The organism is Micromonospora sp. CA-111912 (assembly GCF_050948415.1).
Lineage (GTDB): Bacteria > Actinomycetota > Actinomycetes > Mycobacteriales > Micromonosporaceae > Micromonospora.
The window spans coordinates 5812157-5836257 of sequence record NZ_CP192007.1 but is presented as its reverse complement, the minus strand read 5'-3'; the positions used below and the strand labels follow the sequence as shown (position 1 = coordinate 5836257).

Genomic DNA, 24101 nt, shown 5'->3' with positions numbered 1-24101 from the left:
ACGGCTGACAACGCCGGGTCGGCCGTCCGGTCCGCCGTTCGGCGACCCGGCAGGTGCGTCCGGCGCACCGGAGCGGGCCGGCCGTCGTGCCGGCCGGGTGGCACGCACCACCATGGCGGGATGGGTGCGTATCGAGCAGCGTACGAGCGGAGCATCGCCGACCCGACCGCCTTCTGGCGGGACGCGGCGGCGGACATCGACTGGCACCGGCCGCCGGAGCGGATCCTCGACGACGGCCGGGCCCCGCTGTACCGCTGGTTCCCCGACGGGGAGCTGAACACCTGCCACAACGCACTGGACCGGCACGTGGCGGCGGGACGCGGCGACCAGCCTGCGCTGATCCACGACAGCCCGGTCACCGGCACCACCCGCACGTACACGTACGCCGAGCTGTGCGACGCGACCGCCCGGTTCGCCGGGGCCCTGCGCCGGCTCGGGGTCGGCCGGGGCGACCGGGTGCTGCTCTACCTGGCGATGGTCCCCGAGGCGGTGGTCGCCATGCTGGCCTGCGCCCGGATCGGCGCGGTGCACTCCGTGGTGTTCGGCGGCTTCGCCGCCCACGAGCTGGCGGTCCGCGTCGACGACGCCCGGCCGAAGGTGGTGGTCGCCACCTCGTGCGGGATCGAGGTGGACCGGATCGTGCCCTACCACCCGATTCTCGAGGCGGCGCTGGCGGAGGCCGAGCACGCCCCGGAGCGCTGCGTCATCGTGCAGCGCCCCCAGCATCCCGCGCCGCTCACCCCCGGCCGGGACCTGACCTGGGACGAGGCCCTCGACGGTGCCGAGCCGGCCGACTGCGTCCCGGTCGCCGCCACCGACCCGCTCTACGTCCTCTACACGTCCGGCACGACGGGTCGGCCGAAGGGCGTGGTCCGGGACAACGGCGGCCACGCGGTGGCGCTGCGCTGGTCGATGGCCAACGTCTTCGGCATCGGGCCCGGCGACGTGTTCTGGGCCGCCTCCGACGTCGGCTGGGTGGTCGGCCACTCCTACATCGTGTACGGCCCGCTGCTCGCCGGGGCGACGACGGTGCTCTACGAGGGCAAGCCGGTCGGCACCCCGGACGCGGGCGCGTTCTGGCGGGTCGTGTCGCAGCACCGGGTCGCCGCCCTGTTCACCGCCCCCACCGCGATCCGGGCGATCCGCCGGCAGGACCCGGACGGCACACGGATCGGCCGGTACGACCTGTCCAGCCTCCGGACGCTGTTCCTGGCCGGCGAGCGCCTCGACCCGGACACCTTCGCCTGGGCCGGCGCGCGGCTCGGGGTGCCCGTGGTGGACAACTGGTGGCAGACCGAGACCGGCTGGCCGGTGGCGGCGAACCCGCGCGGGCTGGAGCCGCTGCCGATCAAGGCCGGCTCGCCGTCGGTGCCCGTCCCCGGGTACGACGTGCGGGTGGTGGACCCGCGGGGCGCGCTGGTGCCGGCGGGCGTCGACGGCTCGATCGTGATCAGGCTGCCGCTGCCCCCGGGCTGCCTGCCCACCCTCTGGGGCGACGACGAGCGCTACGTCCGGTCGTACCTGAGCACCTTCCCCGGCTACTACCTGACCGGCGACGGCGGCCGGTTCGACGACGACGGCTACCTGTACGTGATGGGCCGCACCGACGACGTGATCAACGTGGCCGGGCACCGGCTCTCCACCGGGGCGATGGAGGAGGTGCTGGCCGGCCACCCGGCGGTGGCCGAGTGCGCCGTCATCGGCGTGGCGGACCAGCTCAAGGGCCAGGTGCCCAGCGGGTACGTGGTGCTCAAGGCCGGCGTCGAGGTGGACCCGGGCGTCCTCGCCGCCGAGCTGGTCGCCCGGATGCGGGAGCGGATCGGCCCGGTCGCCGCGTTCCGTCGGGTCACCGTCGTGCCGGCCCTGCCGAAGACCCGCTCCGGCAAGATCCTGCGTCGGACGATGCGGGGCCTGGTGGAGGGGCGCGACGAGCCGGTCCCGGCCACCATCGACGACCCGGCCACGCTCGGCTTCTTCCGGAACCTGGCCGCCGCCGACTGACGCCCGCCCGGCCCCGACCGCACCGCACCGCACCGACGGTCGGGGCTGGGCGGTGCTTCGCCGGCCGGCGGGCTGGGTCAGGTGTCCGGGCCGGTCAGAGAGTGACTGGTCAGGGGGTGGGGGCGAAGCGGTACAGCACGAAGTCCTTCGCCGCGCCGCAGAGCAGCACGCTGGTGTTCCACGAGCAGGACTCGCCGCGCACGTCCTTGGCCCGGCCCAGCTCGGCCGGGTCGGGGGAACCGACCGCCATCCCGGCGACGCTGGGGTCCGACTCGCTGCTGCTCAGCCTGTCGGCGAAGACCAGGATGTTGCCGGCGTCCAGCCGGACCGCCACCCCGTCCCGGTCCCGCAGCACCGCCTTGCCCTTCGGGTCGAAGATGGTCGACGTCGACTCGGGGTACTGCCGCCGGACGATCAGGTGCTCGCCCACGGGCACCAGTTCCTCCGCCCTCGGCGCCACCCAGTGTCGCGTCGCGGCGCCCTCGGTGGCCGCCACCACCTCGGAGCGGTCCGCGTCGCCGGACGGCGTCTCCAGCAGGCACGCCCGGTGCTCGCCGCAGGCCACCAGCGCCTCCGCCCGCCGCCCCTCGTCCGAGCTGTGCAGGATCGTCGGCTCGGTGACCTGGGTCAGGTCGTACCCGAGCAGCCGGTACCGGCCGGCGCCGCTGTCGTCGACCACGTACAGCCGGTCCTCGTGGGCGACCACGAGGTCGTCCCAGTCGGCGACGCCCGTCCAGCTCCGCTGCAAAGACCCGCTGTCCAGGTCGATCAGCCGGACCGAACGGTCCGCGCCGATCTGCACGAGCCGGTCGACCTTCCCGCGCCACGGGTCGCGGGGGGTGCCGCCGGCGTACGCCGGGCCCCCGGCGCCCTCGTCCGTGCCCACCGGCAGCACGGTGCTGCGGCTGTTGCCCGACTCATCGCGTGCGTTGTCCTTGACCCAGGCCTCCGTGCCGTCGCTCATCCGCAGGCCGACGAGCCGGTGCCCGGCCCGGTCGACCAGCACCACCACGTCCGTGCCGAAGATCAACCGGTCGTCGTTCCGGATCGTCCGGGCCCACCGCTGTTCGCCGGACGCGGCGTCGCGCACCACCAGCTCGCGGGGCGCCTCGGCGCCGGTCGCGTCGGAGAGGGCCGCCACCGCGCCGGGCACGGCACGGATCTCGTCCCACCGCTGCGCCACCTGCGTCGTCTGCTTGCGCCACCGCTCCCTGCCGGTCTCCGCGTCGACCGCCACGATCTCCAGCCGGTCGTCCGGCAGCGGGTAGGCGGCGTAGCCGGCGTTCCCGAGCAGCGCGGTGAAGGTTGCCGTCGGCCGGTCCGCGCCGGCGGGGACGCGCTTGACCTCGGTCAGGGTCTTCTGGAACTCCAGGCCCGGGTAGCGGTCCCGGGTGTACCACAGCGCGACGCCGCCGGCCACCCCGGCGAGGGCGAGCACGGCCGCGACCGTGATCCACAGCGCCCGCCGCCGGAGGGCGGGCGGCGGCGTCGGCGTACCGGAGACGGGCACGCCCCACAGGGCTTCCGGCGTTCCACCCATCCCGGGCGGCCCGGCGGCGGTCGGCGGCAGCCCCGGTCCGGCGGCTGCGGTCGGGGGTAGCCCCGGCCCGGCGTCGACCCAGGTGGGCGGCAGGCCGCCGGCCCCGGCCACCGCAGGCGCGGCCGCCGGTACGCCCCCGGCGCCACCCGCCGGCGCGGCCGGTGCCGCCTGTCGCGGCGGGCGGGGGGCCGGCAGGTCCGTCAGCGCTCCCTCGGCCACCGGCAGTTCCGGCTGCTCCAGCACGGTCGGCGCGACGCCCAACTCGGCGTGCAGCATCCGGGCCACCAGCGGCATCCGGGTCGGACCGCCCACCAGGAACAGGCCGACGAGCCGGTCGGGGGTGAGGCCGGCGGCGGCGATCACCCGCCCGGTCTCGGCCACCGCCCGGGCCAGCAGCGGGGTGGCCACCCGCTCCAGGTCCTCCCGGGTGAGCTGGACGATCTCCTGCGATCCCGGCACGACCACCGGCGCGACCGGGGCCCGGGACAGCATCTCCCGCGCCTCGCGGACGCTCTCCCGGAGCCGGTGCCGATCCCGCCACTGCCCGGCGTCAGCCGGCTGGGTCAGCCGGGCCCACCGCGCCGGGTCGGTCGCGGACACCAGCTCGCCGAGCCGGCTCGTCAGGGCGGCGTCCAGGTCGAGCCCGCCGAGGTCGGGCACGCCCCCGGTGGCGGTCACGGCGAAGCCGGAGTCGCCCCACGGGTCGGCGCCCTCGTTGCGCAGCACCGCCACGTCCAGGGTGCCACCGCCCAGGTCGAACACTGCGATGGAGCCGCCGACCGGCACCGGCCGGCGCAGCACCTGGGCGTAGTAGCGGGCGGCGGCCACGGGCTCACGCAGCAGCCGGGTGCCGAGCGGGGTGGGGCCGGAGAGGGTGTGTTCGGCAGCCTGCGGCCAGCCCGCCCGCAGCAGCGCGTCGGCGAGGACCTGACGCCGGGCGTCGTTCCAGGACGCGGGGCAGGTCAGCACCGCCGGGGGGAGGAAACCGACCGTGGCGACCGCGGTCTGGCCCACCGCGTGCAGGATCGCGGCCAGCAGGTCGGCTGGGGCGTACTCGCGGTCGCCGAGCGGCACGGTGGGGGAGTCGATCAGGCGCTTCGGGTTCGGCTCGTAGCGGCCCGGGTCGGCCTGCGCCAGCCGCTGCGCGTCCCGGCCGACGTGCAGGCGTCCGTCGGCGTCGGCGTACACCCCGGAGGGGACGACCGGCTGCCCGTCGACGAGCAGCGGCCGGGTCCGCCCGTCCGGCCAGCGGAGCACGGCCACGGTGTTGGACGTGCCGAGGTCGACGCCGAGGGCGAAGCCCTCGTGCTGGCCTGCCATGTGCCGCTACCTCCGCCGGGGACGAGGGGATGTCCGGCCCCGCATCGTACGCAGGCGGAACACCCGCCCGGCCAGGGCCTGCGGGACGACCAGGCACGACGGGAGCCGGGGCCGGCTCGACGAGCCCGGGGAGGCGGCCTCCCGCGTCGGCCGAGGACCCGGGCGGCGGCGGTTACTGTCGGCTTTGTGCTTGACACTGCTGCCGTGCGCCGGGCTAGCTGGTAGGCGGATCATCTGTCCGACCAACGTTCGACTGTGGAGTGTGATGGACGCTGACTTTGTCCAGTCGGTCGCGCGGGTCGGCGACCACGTCGAGGTCCGTCTCATCACCGGCGACCTGTTCGTCGGCCAGCTCGTGGAGCTGACGCTCAACCGGCTCGTGCTCCAGCAGCCGGACGGCGGGCGGAGCGTCCTGGCCCTCGCGGGCATCCTCGGGCTGCGGACCCTGGTGGGGATGCCCCCGGCCGAGCCGTCCCCGGTGGCACCGCCGGCCGGTCCCGTCCCGCCGACTCAGCCGGCTGGGTCCGTCCCGGCGGCGGTGCCGACGGCCGAGCCCGCCCCGACGGCCGAGCCCGCGTCGGCGGCGGTGCCGGTGGCGGTGCCCGCCCCGACGGCCGAGCCCACCCCGACAGCGGTGCCGACGCCCGACCCGTCGGCGCCCGCCCCGCGACCGGCACCGGCGGCGGACGACCCCGTTCCGCCGGCCGCCGTCGAGCAACCCCTGCGGCAGGCGACGCCCGTGGCCGAGGGCCGCCCGCCGTTCGCGCCGGTCGAGGTGGCCGCCGCCTCCACCGCGGTCACCTCGGACCTGGCCCTGCGCGCCGTGGCCTCGATGCCGGTGGAGGTGTCCTTCGACATCGACGTCCCGCAGGACCAGTACAGCGGCCTGCACTCCGAGTACCAGCGGTACCGCAACGCCGCGAACATCAACGAGCTGGCACCCAAGTTCGGCCGGCTGGGTCAGATCGCGACGGGCCTGCGCCGGATCCTCACCGCGGACCCGGTCAACGGCGACCTCTACCACCTGATCGGGGTCATCGAGCTGCTCAACGCCGCCCCGGCGAGCGCCCAGCAGTACTTCGCCACCGCGGCGGACCTCACCGCCGACCCGGAGAGTTGGCGGATGCTGGCCGTCGCCGCGGCGAAGAACGCGGACAGCGACGCCGTGGTGTACGCCCTGCTCCGGTACTTCCGCAACATCACCCCCATGATCGACTCGGCGGCCTGGCACGCGTTGCTGGGCGTGCTGGACGCGGCCGGTTCCCGGGCGCCCCTGGGCGACCTGATCCTCGCCCCCAACCTGCCGTCCATCACCCGGCGGGCGGTGGAGGAGGCCTGCCCCGGCGGCGTGACGCTGGAGCCCCGCGCCCGCCCCGAGGGGGCGCAGCCGCGTCCGATCCGGTTCCGGGCCGCGGGCTTCCCGCCGGCCGTCCGGCCGGGCACGCCGGGCCGCCCCGGCACACCCGGCCGGCTCCTGCCCACCCCGCGTCGCACCGTGGAGAAGCCGCCCGATCCCGCGCCCCGGCCGCCCGCCGCACCCGCGCGGGCGGCCAGCGACCACTTCGCCCGCGCCGACCACCTGAACAAGAAGAAGCGCGACTACGAGGGGGCGAAGGCCGCGTACCGGGAGGAGATCCGTTCGGGCGGGCCGAAGCGCGAGAGCGCGGTGAAGGACCTCGCCTGGCTGATCAAACGGTTCGACGGCGCGGAGGCCGCGCTGCGGGTCCTGGAGGTCGAGTTCCCCGGGGTGGTGCCGCCCGGCGACTCCCTGGACAACATCCTGATCGACTTCTACATCGCCGCCGGAAGGTACCGCGACGCGCTGGAGGCGTTGCACCGCCAGCTCGCCTCCCGGGACCCGTCCAGCTCCAAGGGACGGCACCTGCTCCACCAGATCGCGTTCGTGAAGTTCTCCGCCGGGCAGGACTCGATCCCCGAGTGGAAGACGTTGCTCGACGCCACCCCGGCGAACCCCGCCGTCCGGCGTGGCCTGGCCATGGCGTACGTGCAGCAGCGGACGTCGGCGAGCCTGGACGAGGCCGAGAACCTGATCCGCGACGACAGCACCGACCGGGCGGACGACATCCGCCGCCAGGTCGTCGCGATCCGTCAGGGCAACGAGCTGTCCCTCAGCACGCCCAAGTTCATCGACCGCCTGTTCACCTCGGCCCTGGTGGCCTACGTGATGGACCGGTACTCCGAGCAGGCGGCCGGGATCAAGGACCAGCGCAAGCGGGAGAACAAGCAGCCCATCTTCCGCGACGCGTTGCGGCTCGCCGACAACGCCGGGCACTCGCGGGGGTACCAGCGGGAGAACAGCGCCGACGGCTACATCTCCGCCGCGGCCATCCTGCGGGAGTACGGCGCCAACGGGCGCGACGACGACGAGGACCAGCTGCACGGCTGGCTGTGCAGCGGCCTGACGGCGCTGGCCGACCTGGTGCTGGACCGGCAGGCCAGCGAGGCCGCCCGGGACCTGTACTGTGAGGCGCTGGCCGCCTCCGAGCGGCTGCGCAACCCGGCCCGGGGCGGCGACGCCCGGCTGGCCATCGGCCGGTTCTTCCTCTCCCTCGACGGGCGGCCGGCACTGAGCTGGCGGCGCGACTCCACCCCCGACGGCGCGCCCATCGACGAGGTCGTCGCGCCGATCCTGCGCAAACAGCTCGACCAGCACGGCTTCGCCGTCTTCCCGCTGGTGGCGCAGCTCGTCGCCCAGACGGACGTGGCGGCCGAGCGGGTCACCGCGGTCATCCACGAGGACCCGGAGCTGCGTACCGCCGCGGCCAGGTACCTCGCCGACCGCGGCTACCTCGACGGCGACCTGCTCGACGAATGGCCCGACGAGCACCCGTCGGGTCGGCCGCCCTTCGAGGTGATGCGCGAGGCGTGGCAGCGGTACGGCGCGGCCTGGGGGCGGGAGCAGCGGCGAAAGGTCGCCGCCCTGGCGCCCCTGCACGAGCTGACGATCACCGAGGACGTCATCAAGACCGCGCTGGTCCGGCTCTCCGAGGTGCGCCCGGAGGTCGACTCGGACAGCGAGAGCCTCAGCCGGATCGATGACGCCCTGCGCGAGTTGCTCCAGTTCATCTACGCCGAGTCCTTCGAGGAGCGCGACGCCTCCCTGCGCCGGGTGACGGACACCATGAAGGGGGTCCGCAGCGAGGTGGCGAAGGCGCCCACCAGCTTCGCGGTCGAGGGCGTCGATCCGATCGCCGTCCGCATCGCCTCGCTGGTGGAGCAGGCGCAGGACCACCTGCTGGCCGAGCGCCGCCCCAAGCCGGACCTGGCGCTCGCGCTGGCCGAGAGCAACCGTGACCAGCACGGGCTGGTGACGGTGCAGATCGAGATCCGCAACAAGGAGGGCATGGCCCCGCTGGAGTCCGGGGAACTGCGGATCCGCAGCGAGCCGGACCTGTTCATCCCCCAGGACGAGGTGCTGCGGCTGACCAGCGCGGTGAGCGGCGGGCAGCACCGGGTGCTGGTGGTGAAGCTGCGGGTCAGCGACAGCGGGGTCCGGGCCGGCGCCTTCTCGCTGCCGGTGACCCTGCTGTACCGGTCCCGCTCCGACGACGAGTACGACCAGGTGGAGGCGAGCCTGGCCGTCCAGCTCGCCGACCCGTCGAAGTTCGAGGAGATCGACAACCCGTTCTTCCAGGGCTCCACGGGCGCCCCGGTGCAGGACCCGGAGATGTTCTTCGGCCGGGAGGAACTGCTCGACAACATCGAACGCCGGCTCCGGCTCGCCCCGGTGCCGGGCACCGGTGTGGCGATCTTCGGCCAGAAGCGGGCCGGCAAGTCCTCCATCCGGTTCCGGCTGATCGACCGGCTCAGCGAGCGGCGGGCGTCCAACAACCTGATCGTGGTCGACCTCGGCAACATCGGCAGCTTCAGCCCCGAGGGCGGCCTCGTCGGCCGCGGCCCGCACGCCCTGCTCGGCGAGCTGCTCTGGGAGATCCTCAACCGGACGGGCCGCAAACTGCTCGAGGACCCGGCCGGCGCCGGCCGGCCCCGCCTGGCCGCGCACGTCACCCGGGAACAGTTCGCCGCCAGCCCGCAGCCGGTGGTGGACTTCATCTCCATCATCGAGGACTACTTCGCCACGCTGGACCGGCCACCACACGTCGTCGTCCTGATCGACGAGTTCCAGTACTTCGACGAGTGGATCCGCAACCGCCTGCTGCCGCAGTCGTTCATGCAGGCGCTGAAGGCGATCATCGAGCGGCGCGTCTTCCACCTCGTGGTGGTGGGCCAGGACGCGCTGGAACGGGTGATCCGCGAGCACGCCAACGTCTTCGTGGTGTTCGCCCGGGAGCGGGTCACCTACCTCGACGACATCAACGCCCGGAAGCTGATCGAGCTACCCATCCTCATCGGGGGCCGGGACGGGCACAGCCGGTACCGGCAGCACGCGGTGGACCGGATCGTCGAGCTGACCGGCGGCAGCGCCTTCTACATCCAGAAGTTCTGCTTCTCCCTGGTCGAGCAGATGAACCTCAACCGGGCCCCGCTGGTCACCGAGGCCGACGTGGAGCTCGTCCGGGAACAACTGCTGGACTCGCTCGGCGAGGAGGACTTCGACAACCTGGAGACCGCCGGCTACACCGAACCGGACGCCCCCACCGCCGAGCACTTCCGCCCCGTCCTGCTGGCCGTGGCGGTCGCCTCCCGGCAGGGCCTGGCCACCATCGAGCGGGTGCAGGCCGTCTACCGTGGCAGGGATGACCTCACCGAGCTGCTAAACGACCTGGTGATCCGGGACGTCGTCCGCAAGGAGGGGGGCGCGTACCGGATCGTCGTCCGCCTCTACCAGGACTGGCTGCTGATGCACCACGTCGGGGCGTCCATCGAACTGGGGCGCTAGGGTCGGCTGCCATGACGGTCAATCCGTACCTTGGCGTCGGGCAGGTGGCCACCGCCGAACGATTCGTGGGCCGGCAGGGCCTGCTGCGCCTGCTGAGGAACTCCTGGCGGGGCCCGCGCCCGGCCAACCTGAGTCTCCAGGGCAACCACCGGATGGGCAAGACCAGCGTCGTACGCCGGGCTCAGGAACTGTTCGCGGTCGACCGTCCCGACCTGCTCGTGGTCTACCTCAGCGTCGCCGGGTACGAGAGCGGCGCCGACGTGTTCCGGGCCGTCGTCGCCCGGGTGCGCCAGGAGGCCGAGCGGCTCAACCAGCCGGGGGACGGCGCGCCGCCCGACTGGCTCGCCAGCCTCAACGACATCGAGCTGTCGGTGCACAGCAGCATCGAGTGGCTGGACCTGAAGGAGTGCTTCGAGGCGTTCTTCACCGCCCTGCACCGCGTCGGCGTCGGCGTCGGCGTGATCCTCGACGAGTTCGACCAGGCGGAGGTCTTCCGGCGCGTCGAGTTCCAGCTCCTACGGGACCTGGTCAGCGAGAAGAACTACTCCGCCGGGCTGGTGACCCTGTCCCGTCGGTCGATCAAGTCGATCGAGCTGGCCGCCGTGGCCCACTCGACGCTCGACGGGGTCATGGGGATGAGACGGCCGGTGGGCCCCTTCCGGGACGACGAGGTCGCCGCCATGCTGGCCCGGGCCGTCGACGTCGACGTCGACCTCACCGACCTGCGGCCCGAGATCGTCCGGCGGGCCGGGAACCACCCGTACCTGATCGAGTTGTTCTGCCACGAACTCGTGGAGACGCACCTGACCGACCGGCTCGACGCGGAGCTGGCCTGGGAGCAGGTGGAATCGCAGTTCCGCGACCAGTTCACCCGTTCGATCGCGAACCTCAACGCGGACACCGGCGAGCGCGGGGGAGACCTGCTGTACCAGGTGCTCACCCGGACCTACCTGACGATCGACTCGCAGGACATCGCGCTGCTGCGCCGACTGGGACTCATCCGCCCCGACGGGGCCACGGTGGCGCTGCTGTCCCCGGAGTTCGCCCAGCAGGTACGCCGCATGGTGCTGACCAACGCGCTGCACGGCTGGTGGATCGACCGGGACCTGGCGCTGCGCGCCCGCGTCCGCGAGCGGCTGACCCGCTCGTGGGGTGAGGGCTGGGGTGCGGAGCTGAGCCGGCGGGTCGGTGACGCGGCGGCCGCCCCCGGGCGCTGGTACGGCGGGCCGGAGGGCGTCCCGCTCGTCCCGGCTGAGCGGCTCGACCCGCTCGACCGCCTGGACACCGCCGAAGTCATCGACCTCGTGCTGCTGAACTGGAAACTGTTCGAGCCCCACCTCGGCGGTGACCCGGCCGCCTGGAAGGAACGTGCGGAAGCGGTGACGCAGGCCCGGCAGGCCGCCGATCGCGGCAGCCCGCTGGACGCGGACCTGCGCCGCCGGGCCGAACACAGCCTCGACGGGCTACCGCCGGCCTGACCGGGCCGGTCTTTCGGCCGGCGAGAACGTCGGATCCTCGGTGCCCTGCGTGCCCTCAGCGTCCTGTCGCCCTCGGCGTCCTGTGTGCGTTCGGCGTCCTACACGCCTTCGGTGAGCCGCCACAGCGCGGCGGCCTCCGAGTGCCGATTCGCGCGCCGCAGTTGCCTGATGCGTTGGCGTAGCGCCTCGGGCTCCTGGTCGACCGCTGCCTCGCGAAGCGCCGCCGTCGCACCCGGGAAGTTGCCCACGCGCTGCAGCAGTCGGGCGCGCTCGGTCGCCGGCACGGCGACACGCCGGAGGACGGGTCCGCCCCGCCCCGCGTCGTTGCCGCCGCCTGCGGCGGCGACGGGTGCCGACCAGGCCCGGTTGCGGGCCAGGGCCAGGTCCCCGATCGAGTTGCGGCTGCGCTGCTGAGGGACCGGCCAGCGCTTCTCGGCCAGGACCGCGGCCAGGTGGCGGTAGAGCGTGTGCAGGTCGAGCAGTTCCGGACCGTCGGCGACACCTTCCTCCAGCGCGGTGATCAGCTCACCGGTGAAGGCGGTGTACCGCGCGCCGGGCGGCGCCTTCGCCGTCTCCGACTCGGCGCAGGCGGTCAGCACGAAGGCCCCGTTGACCTCGGTGAGCGCGGCCACGTCGATGCTGGCCGGTGCCGGGCCCATGTCACCGGCCAGCGCCAGTGCCGAGTAGCAGCAGTCCAGGACGACCACCCGGCGGGTGGCGGCCAGGGTGGGGTCCGTGAGTGCGCGACGGATGTGGTCGAAGGACAGCGCCCGCCACCACTGGTCGAGATCCTCGACGCCGGGCAGGGCGAGGGTCAGCTCCCCGGTCAGGATGTTCGTCAGACCGTGACCGGCGTAGTAGACGAGCAGGGTGTCGGTGGCCTCCCGGGCGGCCGAGCGCAGCGCCCCCATCACGGCGCCGAGCGGGTCCGGGCCGGACAGGTCCGGCACGAGGATGTTCTCGGTGGGCAACCCCCACACCGCTGGGTCGGTGAGCAGCCGGCGCAGCGCGCCGACGTTCTCGCGCACCGCCGGCAGGGGCGGCAGCGAGTCGTACTCCGGCACTCCCACCAGTACCGCTCGGGAGGCGGTCGGGTCAGCGAGCGTTGCCATCGGAGGTCACCCCAGCCGCGGGGGCGGGATCCGCCGCGTCGAGCAGTTCGACCACGCCCTCGGCCGTGGAGTCGTCGTCGATGGCGATGGACCTGCCCGGCCGTTCCAGCAGCACGATGATCGGATCACCGGAGCCGGCCCGCTGCTGCTTCTGCGCCTTCCGGAACGCCACGATCGAGGTGATCAGGCTGGCCAGGGCGATGCTGTTGGAGAGAACGACGTTGATCGTTTCCAGCGAGCCGCCGCTCATTTCCCCGTCGACCGGCCCTCCGGCGGCCGGCGAGAGCCGCGCGTGCCGGGTGAGTTGCCGGTCGCGGGCGAGCCAACGGTAGAGCGTCGTCGCCTCGGTCCCCGCCGGATCGTTGTCGATTCTGAGCGACAGTTCCATTGCGCCTCCCGGCTTCGACCGCGTGTGATCCAGGCTAGCCGAGGCCGACCATCGGGGGCAGTTCCGAAGGCCGTGGGAGATCCGGGCCGAGTGACTGATCTACGACTCTCGTCACGTCGGTGCCCGCTCTGACCGACAACCGGGTGAGTCGAGTATGGAACGGAAGACAGGAGTCGTACCCCGACCGCCCGTTTCGGGCTGGAGACCGTGAGAACCGACCGCGGCTGTGTCGCGGGCCAGTTGTATGGCCCGCGACACAGCCGCGATGGTGGCGAATCGGCCGCTGAGGGGCGGTGTCGTCAGAAGTTGACGCTGACCCCGGCAGCCTTGCATGCCGCCGTGATGTCCGCGCCGGCCTTCTCGAAGGCGGGGTTGTCGGCGGAGTTTGCCGGGTCCGCGGCCGCTGCCGCCTTGGCTGCCTCCACACCGAACTGCTTCAGAGCGGTGGCCACCTTGCTGTCGCCCCCGGTGGACGCCAGCGTGGTCATCTTCCCCTCCAGATCGGTGAGGATCTTCTTGAACGTGGCCGGCGACGGTTCGCCGGACTGCAGGGCGGCGACCAGCTGCGCCTTCATGTCGTCCCCGGCCTTCTTCGCCGACTCGCAGAGCTTCTTGTCGCTCGTGCCACCCGTGGCGCCCGTCGCAGCCGTCGACGGCGGGGCCGAGGAGGGAGAGGCGGCCGCCGAGGAGGGAGCCGTGGAGGCGGACGGCGTGGACCCGGCCGTGGTCGTGGTGTCCTCCCCACCACCGCACGCGGTGAGAGCCATCAGGGAGGCACAGATCAACAGAGTGGAAGTAACCCGAAAACGCTTCACAGACGCGCACGCTAGCCGAAACACGCATTGTGGACAACTTCGAACCGACGGTCGGCGAAGAGGTCCTGAATCGGGGCAAGAATAGGCCGCATAGTGCGGGCATTCGGCTCCGACCGACGGGGTTGCATCGCGGTCAGGTGTTGCGGCAAGGTGGCTGGCAACCGACAGCTACTGATCGATTGCACAGGGGTGGCGGGGGTGCCCTTGCAGTCGGGCATACGGGGGAGACGGGTGGGTTCGACTCCGACTGCTGGCCACAGAAGCAAGACATCGACATTGATCACGCTATGGGCGCTCGGGCCAGTCTTCGAGCTGCCCGTGACGGCTATGGCCGTCACCACTTTTCCGGAGGTTGCCGCTGATGCAACGTTCGGTTCTTCGGGTACGCAGGCGGTGCTCGCGGTCGCGTTCGTGACGGCGCTGCTGGCAGCCGTTGTGTCGTGGCCCGCGCGGCAGACTTCCAGGGCGCTCCGTCGCGCGGTCGCAGTGACCTGCTGGGTGGCGGCGGGCCTCCTGGCGGCGCTCATGCTCGGCTTCTTCGTCGGTGCTGGGTGGGTCGTCTTCGGCGTACTGCTCGCGCACTGCGCCGCGGCCCTTGGTGCTCTCGGCTTGCTGGCTGTCCGCTCGGCTGTCAACCTGCCTGCCGAGTAGGCGGGAGCGGGGTCGTACGACGATGCTTTGGAGCTGAGTCGTTTGTGACATCAGGTGGCGTGTCGGCCGCGGTGGCGTCAGCCGGGCCGCTGATCCGTTTACGACATCAGCTTCAAAGCGTCTCGCGGGCGGGTGACTGCGGATCCTAAGAAACAAGGGGACGGCTCTACCGTGGCCTGATCGGGTCTTGGTCCCGACACCGCTGACACCAGCTCTCCGATACCGTCGCGAGGTGAGCCCTCTGTCGCGGCACGCGTCAAGCCTTCGCACACTCGAAACGTGGCCCTGGTCGCCGGCTTCCTGGTCTCGGTCATCACTCTGTCGACGGACACCGGGACGACCGAGCCGCACATCTTGGCGGGCATCCTCGTCGCGACCGGGACAGGGCTGCGCATCGAGGCCGCGATCAGCGAACCTCGGGCGCGACGACCTGAGCCAGGACGTGGCCCGCTGCGCCGGCCGATGCCGGTCGGCGGCCGCCAGCAGGCCGAGCGCAGCGGGCAGAGACGAGAACGGCGCAGGTGCGGTGATCGTGCCGCTGACCTGGGCCGGAGGGTGTGGAGCGGGCGACGGGAATCGAACCCGCACCGTCAGTTTGGAAGACACCCGGAGCGGGTGCCGCCGGCTATCGTCGGGCATCGGTTTATGCAGGTAGATGGCATGATCAACGGCCTAGCGTGCCGCTTCGTGTGGGTCGGTAGCGGGCGGTGTGTGACACGACGTGTGACACGAAACGCCCGGCGTAGAGAAGCCCGTGAGGGGCCACCACGTCCCGGCTGATCTGTCTTCGAGGGCCTCAACGAAGAAGAGGCCAATGAAGCACAAGGCGAGTTCCCAGAGCCGATCCGAGCGGATCGAAGGGGTCATCCAGGTAGTCATCATGCTCACGATCGGAGGAGCAGCCGGCGCTGCCAGCTTCCGACACGTTCACGACGTCTCGGCAGCGCACGGCCAGGGCGGGTGGCTCGCCTGGGCCAACGCAGTGACCCTGGAGCTGATGTCGATCGCCGCCGGTCTGGAGGTGCGCCGCCGGACGCGCACCGGCAAGTCGAAAGCGTTCCCAGTGACCGTCCTGGTCGTCGCGGTGTTCTTGTCGCTCGGTGCTCAGGTGATCGAGGCAGAGCCGTCAGTGGTCGGTTGGCTGGCAGCTGCGCTGCCGGCTGCGGGGTTCCTGATGATGGCGAAGATCGCCCTTGCCCGGATGAGTGAGAGCCCAGCAGCCACGTTGGCCGTCCAGTCGGCCTCCGAGGCTGCTTTGTTCGCCACCGCGGTTGCCGGCCAGTCAGACGGAGTCCCGGACTTGCTGATATCGGTCCTGGACTCCGGTCAGGCAGTCCTGGACTCCACCCCCGTAGTCCCGGACCCCGTCCCGCCGGTCCTGGACTCCGCCGCCGTGGTCCCGGACTCCGGGACGGTGGCGATCCCGGACACCGTGCCCGTAGTCCCGGCCTCCGGTCCTGTGGTGACCGAACCGGCCCCCGTGGTCCCGGACTACCCAGGACCCGTAGAGAGCGACGGTCCTGGGGTCCTGGACCCCGTAGAGGACTCGCAGGTAGTGACGGTTGCGTCGGGTCCGGCGGTCCCGGACTCCGAGGGCGAGCCTCGCCTGACGAAGGTCCAGATCATGGAATCAGCCTTCGCTGAGGCCGTCATGGAGGGGCGCGACATTGACCACCGCGAGCTTGCCCGACTGGCTGGCGCTGATCTGTCACATGCCCGACGAGTGCGCGGACGACTGTTGACGGCCGTTGCCTGCTTGACGGAAGAAACCTAATGCAGGCTAGTGCGGACGGCCTGTGCGCAGGTCAGCTTCGTCTCAGAGGGCAGGTCGATCATGAAAGTGCAGGCGACTCGTAGCACGTACGGCCACCCGTGCAGAGCGGAGTTGATTCCGTTCGGGCCGTAGGCTCGCAGCAGGCCAGCGCGCCGGTGCACGAAGGCGTGTCCCCGGGACGGTAACTGGCTCGTTTTACGGACTTAGGTGTTCGACAATTGAGTGTGTTGCTGATAGGGGTCCTCATGCCGATATTTGATGACTCTATTCGTGTAGACCATATGCCGAGGAAGCCGAATGAGGTCGAGTATAACTTCCTGAACCGTTCGGCCAGGCCGTTTTTTGCCGAAGTCCGCCGGCTGCTTACCGAATGGGTGGGCCAGTACCCCTCCTCGGAGCGTAACTCGCTGATCAAGAGCATGCAGGCTGGGGGCGATCAAGGGTTTGAGTCGGGGTTCTGGGAACTCTACCTACACGAGGCGTACCGCCGTTCCGGCTATTCTATCACTGTGCACCCAGAAGTGCCGGGCTCCTCAAAGCGCCCAGACTTCTTTATGGACAACGGTGAGAGCCGTTTTTATCTGGAAGCAGTAAAGGCGAATATCGCAGCGGGCACGCTTGCAGAGAAACGGCGGTTAAACGAGGTGCATGCCGTGCTGGAGAAACTGCCTGCGGACACGTTCAAGATCAGCTTTTTCTATAGCTCGATCGGCTCGCAGCCACTGGCCACCACCATGCTGCGTAGTCAGCTGACGGAATGGCTCGCGTCCCTTAATCCCCGCGCAGTCTCTGCCGCATATGCCGCGAACCTAAGCCGCTGTACCCTCCCCCGGTACCAATTCGAGGAGGAAGGCTGGTCCCTGGAATTCGCAGCTCTGCCGCTGCGGTCCGAGGCATCCGGCAAGGGCGGTCCGCTCGTTGTCACGTTCGGCCCCAGGCGAGCAGGGGGAGTGGACAACGTCACCCGGCTCACCCGGGCTGTCGATGAAAAGGCCAAGCGATACGGAAAACTCGACGCCCCCCTCGTTATCGCAGTCATGGCAAACACCGAGTACCCGACGAGGGACTACCAAATTCAGGAAACTCTATACGGACTATCTGCTGCAGTCCCTCGACAAGCGTCCAAAGACCCAAGCGATCTTCACCAGGATGGGCACTGGCTGACCCGCAAAGGTTGGAGACGCGGACACGCCCCCCAAGTGGTCACCACAAGCAACCTCAAGCCATGGCTCGTCGCCAATGTCCAACCCAGTTTGTGGACCACCCTTGAGCCCGGAGTCAACATCCCCCTACAGCCGCTATGGCTAGCACCCGTCTCAGTTGACACGCCCGAGCCAACCATTTCGCGAGCGCAGCCGATCAACGAACTCTTCGGCCTGCCAGGCAACTGGCTGAGTGGCGACGCCTTCTAGCGACGCCGGGTTGGCAGCGAGCCAGGTACCCACGGAACCGCTCTCGGCAGCACCATCACCGCCGTGGCCAGTGAGCCCCTACCGCCTCGTCAGAACGGAACGACACTCGGCGTGTCACCAATCCGGTGAACGTACGTCGCCGACGTTGCCCCAGTCCCCAAGGTTCACGTGTACGAAAGGTAGCGCCTCGCCGCAAGTCATGGTGCAAGACCGAGGGGTGTGAGGGTGCTGGCACCCAGCGAGGCTCGGCGGCCCGTGGTGGTCCGGGGAGACCGGTCAATCCAGGAGCTCCCGCACAAGGAGATCAAGCTCGTCGGCGTCTGGTGAGTCGAGTAGGTGTTGCCGGACCAGTTTGCGAAGGGCGACGAAGTGCTTGCTGGTGTCCAGGTCGAGTGCTGCGATCCGGTTCATCTCGGACTGGCCGATTTCTGCCAGGCGCAGGTGCCGCGGGTTGGTGTTGTCGTAGGTGGGGATGGGAAGCTCCCACACGTATCTGTCGATGTGGCGCTCGTCTTTCGCGTAAGGCAGCAGGGGGCGGACGAGCTCCGTGATCGCAGGAGCATTAAGGATGGCCAGGAGGTAGAGGCCCTCGCTGCGGCTGGTGACGGTGGCCCAATACAGGGAGTGTTCGATGATCCCATTCGGTGCGTCGATAAGCGCGGCCGACACGTGCATGCCGGACTTGCCATAGACGACGCGGAGCGCGGTGCCGGGTAGCTGTCCGATGAGGTCGTTCTGGTAGTTGAGGCGTCCCGTGAGTGTCAGACGATCGCTGCTGCGGTGCTGCAACCACAGTTCCTCCGCATGCCGCCACCAGCGGGCCAGGTCAGGGTACCGATCGAGATCGCGGTGCCGGCCGTCCAGAATTTCGGTTCCTTGAAGGGGAAGGATCGCGTAGCGAGGCGGAAGGGTCCGGTACGGCAGCACGCACTCGCTGAGGTAGATGGGCCGGACGAACTCGCTCTCCACCACGCCGTCAAGGTCGGGCAGGGCTTTCCACGGTGGGTTTTCGCTAGTGGACCGGTCGGACCGGACCTTGACCCGGCCTGCCCCGAGACCGAGGGGGCCTGCCTCCTGGCGCTCGACGAAGAACAGCAGCCGTGGATAGATCGTGGCACCGTTAGCGAATCGTGGACGATAGGGGGAGTCGTTCAACCCTTCGCTGGCGTAGACGAGCTCGGCGCCAGCGCGGGAGATCGCACTCTCGACGTGCTCCCATCTGGCCGCTCCGCGGGGCAAGGTCCCGGTCCACCGCTGGGTGGTTCTGGGGAGCGGTTTGCTGTTCCCGTGTGTAGTGCGGTGTCCGAAGATAACGGCGCTGCCTCGGGGAAAGAAGTGCGGGCGCAGCCGGCGAAGATCCCATGAGTGGGTGAAGGCGACGTCGATTATCTCGCTTGGGTCGTGGAAGGCGCCGCTGCGAAACCCGGTCCAGTAAGGCCGGTCGAGGACGGGATTGGGGACGACGAAGCCGAATGTACCGTTGTCGGTGAGGTACTGCTGCACGGAGCGGGCGATGAAGAGCCCAGACAGGTCCTGGTGGGTGGCGACCTCGAAGCCCTTCCACAGCCCGCGTTCTTGGCTCATTTCCTTGAACCGTTCCTGCATCTTCGCAGGCATATGCCGGTAGGACAGCCAGGGTGGGTTGCCAACCAAAACGTCGACGCGGTTCTCTGGACGGGAAAGCCACATGGGGCGTGCGAGGTTGCGAACATAGTAGGACCAGATGTGGTTGCGGTCGTGGTCGACCAACTCACACAACAGCTGTAGGTTCTGCGTGATCGCGGCGTGGTGTTCGGGTTCGATCGCCAAACGCCGGAACACGTGGACCAACGAGGGCACCGTGCCCCTGACACGGCGCTGGTCTGCGGCGAGGTCGGCGAGCGTGTTGACGAGGTCGTCGAAGCGGTAAACGTCGGCAAGGAGGTCCTCGGGGAACCGCAAGTCACTCTTGTAAAATCGGCCGTCATAGTCGGTTCGGACCACAAGGTGGCCGTGATCGATTAGGTCGAGGCGTTGATCCCATTGGACGCTATCGCCGAGGAAAACCGGAACCCGAATGGGGCCACGTTCGCCGTTCAGTCGGTCGCGGCCGATTGCCAGAAGATAGGTGACGCGGGCGAGAGCTACCGCGACAGGGTGCAGGTCGATACCAGCGACGTGGTTAGTAAGCCCATGGAGGGCCTCCTTGAGGGATGTTCCAGCTGCCTCGGCAGCTGCCAGATAGCGTCGAGCGGCGTGAAACAGGAACGTCCCCGACCCGCAGGAAGGGTCCAACACTCGCTGCTGGAGAGGGTCAGTGACGCTTTCGGAGACGACACTCTCGGCCAGCCAGTCAGGTGTGTAGTACTCGCCCTGAGCCTTGCGGGTCGCGGTACTGATGATCGACTCGTACAGCACTTTGAGCACGTCATGATCGACATCAGCCCAATCGAATCGAGCCAGACGCCGCGCAACAGCACGGACGAAGCCGTCACCCTCGGGAACTTCAATGACCCAATCGAAGAAGTCGGCCTCGATTACCCCGTAAAGTTGGGCCTGGTTGAAAGTCTCGCCGATTAGCAAACTGGCAGGCTCCATGTTGCGTACCGGCAGCCCGAGGACCAGGTGCGCGATGATCTCGGCGGTGTTCACCAGCAGGGTGTGCTCGACGAACAAGGAGTCGTCGTCGGTGAACTGCGTCCCGAGCGCGCTTCGCAGCAGTTCCGACCACAGCTGCCTCTTCATCTGCACTGTCGGCAGATCTTTGTGGGCGTCGTAGAGAGCGGTGAGCGTCGCAATATCGATGCTGTACGAGACGCTGTCCGCGCCGAGCCGTCGTCGGATCTCCATTGGGGTGGGCTTCACGTCGGTGGTTGTGGCCAGAACTTCCTCCAGCCACAACAGTAGATCTGCTATCTGGGTCCGCTTGGTCAGTCGGAAGTAGTTGACTTCCTTCAGAACGTCGCCGTTGAGGTGGTAGGCCCGCCAGTCCGCGCCGTCGGTAAGTACACCCACATAGCGCTGCGCGGTCTGTTGTGTGCGAGTCTTGACGTACCCGGTCAGTTGGCGGATCGCGTCCCGTAAGGCCGCAGTACTGCTCAGGTCCTTCTTGATCTCGATGACGGTAAAACCGACCTCGACGTCGATGCGTCGGCCGTCACCAACCTGCGTCTCCAGATCGACGGTCATATCGTGCTCGGACAGGTTCAGTCCCCCTGTAAGGAGCAACTGCCGCACATCCGCCTGAAGCGTGGCCTCACTACGCAGTCGATCCCGATCCGCGATGCGGCTCACGAGGACCTGCACCTCGGACTGCACAGACTCCCTCACCAACGCCAACCGCCTCTCTCAACCGACCGACCGGGTAGCGCAGCTGCCCGTCGAGAGCCACCCTAGGTCACTCAACTCGGCAGAAGCGGATGCGGCGCTGTTCGCCGAGATGAGGGTGCCGTCCTTCGAGGCATCCTGTGCAGGGCTGGCCGTTGAGCCAGCGGCGTCCGTATGTCACGAGGCAACACCAGATGAGGCGGAGAAGCGCGACGAGGCGGGGGTAGATCCACCATCGGGCGATGGGTTGCGACTGACCGGGTTGCGTCGCAGCCAGGTGTTCCGGCAAGCTGGCTAGCCACTGACAGCTACTGGTCGGTTGCGCAGGGACGGCGGCTCGCCTTGGTGGTCGTGCGGACGGGGGAGCACGGGTGGAACCAACTTCAACTGCTGGTCGCAGACGTTCGTTGTCGACACTTCTCGTCCTCTGGGTAGTCGGCCCGATCTTCGAGCTGCCTGTAACGGTCATGGCTGTATCTTCCTTCCCCGAGGTCGCCGCTGATGCCGCGTTCGGCTCTCCGGGTACACAGGTGGTACTCGCAGCTGCGTTCGTGATGGCTCTGCTGGCAGCCGGTGTGTCGTGGGCCGAGAAGCAGGTTTCCAAGACCGTCCAGTGTGGGGCTGGGGTTGTCTCCTGGGCGGCGGCTGGTCTCGTGGCTGCGGTCATGCTCGGCTTCCTCGTTGGCGGGGAGTGGGTTGTCTTTGGCGTGTTGCTCGCTCACTCCGCCGCATCTCTTGGTGTCCTCGGTTGGCTGGCCGTCCGATCGGCCAGCAACGTGCCCCTCGGCCACCCAGGGCGGCGGTGAGCATGAGCGACGAGATCACCGACAAGCTGCGCCGGCTGCACCAACGCACGGCGGACCTGACTGCCCTGACGGCCTCGGTCCAGGCCCAGGCGCCCCCGGAGGAGGCGGCGGGAACTGACCCGAGCGGTGCCATCACGGTCACGCTCGGGGCAGACGGACTTCCCACCCGCATCCGAGTCGGGCTCGGCTGGCAGCGCCGGCTGCAGCCGTACGCACTGGGGCAAGCCGTCTTGGCGGCGCATGAGAACGCCGTAGCCGACGGGCAGCGTGCATGGTCGGAGGGGTTCGACAGTGACTCGTGGCTTGCCGAGGCTGAGCGCATCGAGACGCGAGGCGAGCAGCAGAACGAGGCCGACTCTGCGAGCCCGATGCCTCAGGTCCCCGTGTACGGCCAGCCCCGCGACCTCCTAGCGATGACCGAGGAGGTGCTCAAGTCCCTGCAGAACGTACGCGGGCGGGCGGTCGAGCCGTCGGTGCCTGCCGTAGGACGGAACCGAGAGCGGTCCCTCTCTATCACGTTGGCCCCTACCGGGCTGCAGGGGTGCGAGATTGAGCCGCGTTGGGCGGCAGGGGAGAGCGTTGGCGGTATCAACTCCGGCTTGAGCGAGGCACTCGCCCAGGCGCACGCAGCACTGCGCGATCAAGCAGCCCAGCGAGAGGGCGAGGCCGTCAACCTTGACGTCCTGGCCCGCGAGGCCCTGGCCACACTCGCGAGCCTGACCACTGCGAACCACCAGCGAGAGGAACGCTGATGCAGCCCCCAAGCCGGAATCAGGTCACCGTCGCCACGAACACGCTGCGCTCCGAGGCAACCGAGTGGGACGGCCAGAGCGCAACCGTCGGGGGGCTCGGCTCGAAGGTCGCCGGGATGGAGCTGGGCCGCGTCGAAGCTGGCCTGTTCCAGCTCATCGTGTCTCCGTACAACGACGTAGTGCAGCAGGTCAGCCAGCGATGCGACGAAGGCAAGAAAGCTATGACCGAGGTGGCACAGACCTTGCGCAAGGTCGCGGACACGTACGACGAGGAAGACCGGAACAACGCTCATAAGATCCACAAGCTGTACTAAGCCGGGGGCAGGGTAGTGACCTTCAGTAAGGCGCAGTACGAGTCGTTGATCGCCGACATCAGGTCCGGTCTGGATGACTTCGCCAAGCACCTGGACGCGGTCATGGTGGCCTCGGTGGCTGCCTCCAGTCGCTGGTACATGACGGATAGCGCCTCGGCGGCCGTCGTCCGGCTGGGCAGGGAGAGCGTCAAGGTCGGCAAGCAACTGATCGACCTGTTCCTTGACCTCCTGAAGGGCGCCACAGCGCCAATCTTCATGTTCCTGGACGCCTGGGAGTGGATGAACATCCGCGGCGAGGCCTCAGGGGTGGCCAGCGCGTTGACCACCCAGCACCTGGTGGTTGATGACTCGGACTGGTCCGGCAAGGCCCGTGACGCCTACGTCGCCCATGTGGACGGCCAGGCGAAGGCGGCGTCTCAGATCACCTCTATCGCTTCGAGTACGTCCGGTCACCTGCTGGCTTGCGCTGCGGCCGGTGCCGCCTTCTACGCAACCCTGGCAGTCGTGCTGGTCAGGCTGATCGCGGCAGCGAAGCTCGCCATAGACGCTTTCAGCACTGCGGTCCTCTCGCCGGCGGGCGCGGCCCTCATTCTCGGCGAAGCCGGCATCAGCACCCTGACCATCGGCACCGCCGTTGTCACTCTGACTGTCTTCCTGGGGACGCAGGCCACGACGATGGTCAACCTGCACGGCGAGGCCGTGGACTCGACCTCGTTCCCGGGCGGGAAGTGGCCGGCGGCCAACTCCTCGATCTACAACGACGCGACGGTGACCGACGGTGACGCAGACTGGTCGCTGGCTCCGGGCTAGGACGGCGCTGGTTCATCGAGGTGCGAGGTCAGGGCTTCCGGCTCCCATGGTCACCCGACCTGCCCTGAACTTTCGGCCCTTGAACGCTCGATCCTTGCTGGGCGGCTTGGTAACCGTCGAAGGCCTTGGCTGCGCTGTAGATCGCGTCAAAGAGAACCTCGGCTTCCTCCAGCGCCAGCTTGATGTTGATCCGGTTCGGCCCGAGCGTGAACTCGCCGGTGGCAGGGTCGTACCCGCCTCCCCAGTGGTCGCGCGCTGCGGCTGCCGCACCTTCCTGCCGTTTCTGTTTACGCTGACGGACGCCTTCACCAACTGCGTAGTCATCGAAGTGGATCAAGATGTCGCGGGCTGCGATTGCTCCGGGGACCTTGTCCAGGAATCGCTGCCGGGCGGCCTTTAGGTCCGCCCGAGCGGCTGGGCAGCAGTCGAGCAGCGTGCCTGCCAGCATCATTTTGGCGGCGTACTCAACCTGCCGCAGGGCGACCGCGAACTGGCGGGCGTCGATCTGCTGGGGGTCTGGCAGCCACATGCCAAGCTCCCGCTCGTCGAGGCGGCGCGCGCAGAGTCGGAGGGTCCAGACCCACCACTGAGCTTCGGAGACGGCGATGGCCTCCGGGTGATGCGCTGGCGACCAAGGCTCGGGGGTGGTCGCCACCTCTTCAGTCATCCTGTCAGTTTGACTGCACAGCTTCGCCGGGGGTAGCGAGATAACGCGGATGCGCGCCGTACTCTCGTCTGCCACCGAGCGCGTTCATGATCCT

The 24101-nt window shown here is 69.5% G+C and carries 16 protein-coding genes; 10 read left to right on the top strand and 6 right to left on the bottom strand.

Translation table 11 applies throughout. The annotated features are described in order from the left end of the window. The first annotated feature begins 120 nt into the window (after positions 1–120). Complete coding sequence (locus ACQPZO_RS24320) at positions 121–2001, top strand: AMP-binding protein (protein WP_433344224.1); 1881 nt, start codon at positions 121–123, stop codon at positions 1999–2001. A 109-nt stretch (positions 2002–2110) separates the two neighbouring features. Here ACQPZO_RS24320 and ACQPZO_RS24315 read toward each other — a convergent pair whose 3' ends face one another. Next, positions 2111–4861 carry an Hsp70 family protein gene (locus tag ACQPZO_RS24315; RefSeq protein WP_433344222.1) on the bottom strand — a complete coding sequence of 917 codons (2751 nt, stop codon included), beginning with the start codon at positions 4859–4861 and terminating at the stop codon, positions 2111–2113. Positions 4862–5126: 265 nt separating this feature from the next. On the opposite strand from ACQPZO_RS24315, the gene ACQPZO_RS24310 reads away from it, so the two are divergent. Together ACQPZO_RS24310 and ACQPZO_RS24305 are read left to right on the top strand one after the other, a co-directional pair. Then, the gene (locus ACQPZO_RS24310) at positions 5127–9722 is read left to right on the top strand and encodes a hypothetical protein (RefSeq protein ID WP_433344220.1); all 4596 of its coding nucleotides are present in this window, start codon (positions 5127–5129) and stop codon (positions 9720–9722) included. 11 nt (positions 9723–9733) lie between these two features. After that, the gene (locus ACQPZO_RS24305) at positions 9734–11200 is read left to right on the top strand and encodes an ATP-binding protein (RefSeq protein ID WP_433344218.1); all 1467 of its coding nucleotides are present in this window, start codon (positions 9734–9736) and stop codon (positions 11198–11200) included. A 98-nt stretch (positions 11201–11298) separates the two neighbouring features. Here ACQPZO_RS24305 and ACQPZO_RS24300 read toward each other — a convergent pair whose 3' ends face one another. The 3 genes from ACQPZO_RS24300 to ACQPZO_RS24290 form a co-directional block, all read right to left on the bottom strand. Beyond that, on the bottom strand, positions 11299–12312 hold the full coding sequence (locus ACQPZO_RS24300; RefSeq protein WP_433344216.1) for a caspase family protein: 1014 nt from the start codon (positions 12310–12312) through the stop codon (positions 11299–11301). Beyond that, a complete protein-coding gene (locus tag ACQPZO_RS24295) occupies positions 12296–12700 on the bottom strand; it encodes an effector-associated constant component EACC1 (RefSeq protein WP_433344214.1) in 405 nt (134 codons plus the stop codon). The genes ACQPZO_RS24300 and ACQPZO_RS24295 overlap by 17 nt, the downstream gene beginning before the upstream one ends. A gap of 299 nt (positions 12701–12999) precedes the next feature. After that, on the bottom strand, positions 13000–13467 hold the full coding sequence (locus ACQPZO_RS24290) for a hypothetical protein (RefSeq protein ID WP_433344212.1): 468 nt from the start codon (positions 13465–13467) through the stop codon (positions 13000–13002). Positions 13468–13791: 324 nt separating this feature from the next. On the opposite strand from ACQPZO_RS24290, the gene ACQPZO_RS24285 reads away from it, so the two are divergent. From ACQPZO_RS24285 to ACQPZO_RS24275, 3 genes are all read left to right on the top strand, one after another. Next, a complete protein-coding gene (locus tag ACQPZO_RS24285) occupies positions 13792–14166 on the top strand; it encodes a hypothetical protein (protein WP_433344210.1) in 375 nt (124 codons plus the stop codon). 880 nt (positions 14167–15046) lie between these two features. Beyond that, positions 15047–15940 (top strand): DUF2637 domain-containing protein, encoded by an 894-nt coding sequence (locus ACQPZO_RS24280; RefSeq protein ID WP_433351212.1) that lies wholly within the window; start codon positions 15047–15049, stop codon positions 15938–15940. Positions 15941–16158: 218 nt separating this feature from the next. Then, a complete protein-coding gene (locus ACQPZO_RS24275) occupies positions 16159–17352 on the top strand; it encodes a hypothetical protein (protein WP_433344208.1) in 1194 nt (397 codons plus the stop codon). A gap of 276 nt (positions 17353–17628) precedes the next feature. On the opposite strand, the gene ACQPZO_RS24270 is transcribed toward ACQPZO_RS24275, so the two are convergent. Continuing rightward, positions 17629–20625, bottom strand: a complete 2997-nt coding sequence (locus ACQPZO_RS24270) for an N-6 DNA methylase (RefSeq protein WP_433344206.1) — start codon at positions 20623–20625, stop codon at positions 17629–17631. Positions 20626–21065: 440 nt separating this feature from the next. On the opposite strand from ACQPZO_RS24270, the gene ACQPZO_RS24265 reads away from it, so the two are divergent. From ACQPZO_RS24265 to ACQPZO_RS24250, 4 genes are read left to right on the top strand one after another with little or no spacing between them, the layout of a single operon-like run. Then, positions 21066–21464, top strand: a complete 399-nt coding sequence (locus ACQPZO_RS24265) for a hypothetical protein (protein WP_433344205.1) — start codon at positions 21066–21068, stop codon at positions 21462–21464. A gap of 2 nt (positions 21465–21466) precedes the next feature. Next, positions 21467–22216, top strand: a complete 750-nt coding sequence (locus ACQPZO_RS24260; protein ID WP_433344203.1) for a hypothetical protein — start codon at positions 21467–21469, stop codon at positions 22214–22216. Continuing rightward, positions 22216–22530, top strand: a complete 315-nt coding sequence (locus ACQPZO_RS24255; RefSeq protein WP_433344202.1) for a type VII secretion target — start codon at positions 22216–22218, stop codon at positions 22528–22530. Before ACQPZO_RS24260 ends, ACQPZO_RS24255 begins: the two co-directional genes overlap by 1 nt. Before the next feature lie 15 nt (positions 22531–22545). Next, positions 22546–23340 (top strand): hypothetical protein, encoded by a 795-nt coding sequence (locus ACQPZO_RS24250; protein ID WP_433344200.1) that lies wholly within the window; start codon positions 22546–22548, stop codon positions 23338–23340. 28 nt (positions 23341–23368) lie between these two features. Here ACQPZO_RS24250 and ACQPZO_RS24245 read toward each other — a convergent pair whose 3' ends face one another. Beyond that, positions 23369–24007: a hypothetical protein gene (locus ACQPZO_RS24245; RefSeq protein ID WP_433344198.1), complete on the bottom strand. Its 639-nt coding sequence runs from the start codon at positions 24005–24007 to the stop codon at positions 23369–23371. Positions 24008–24101 lie beyond the last annotated feature (94 nt).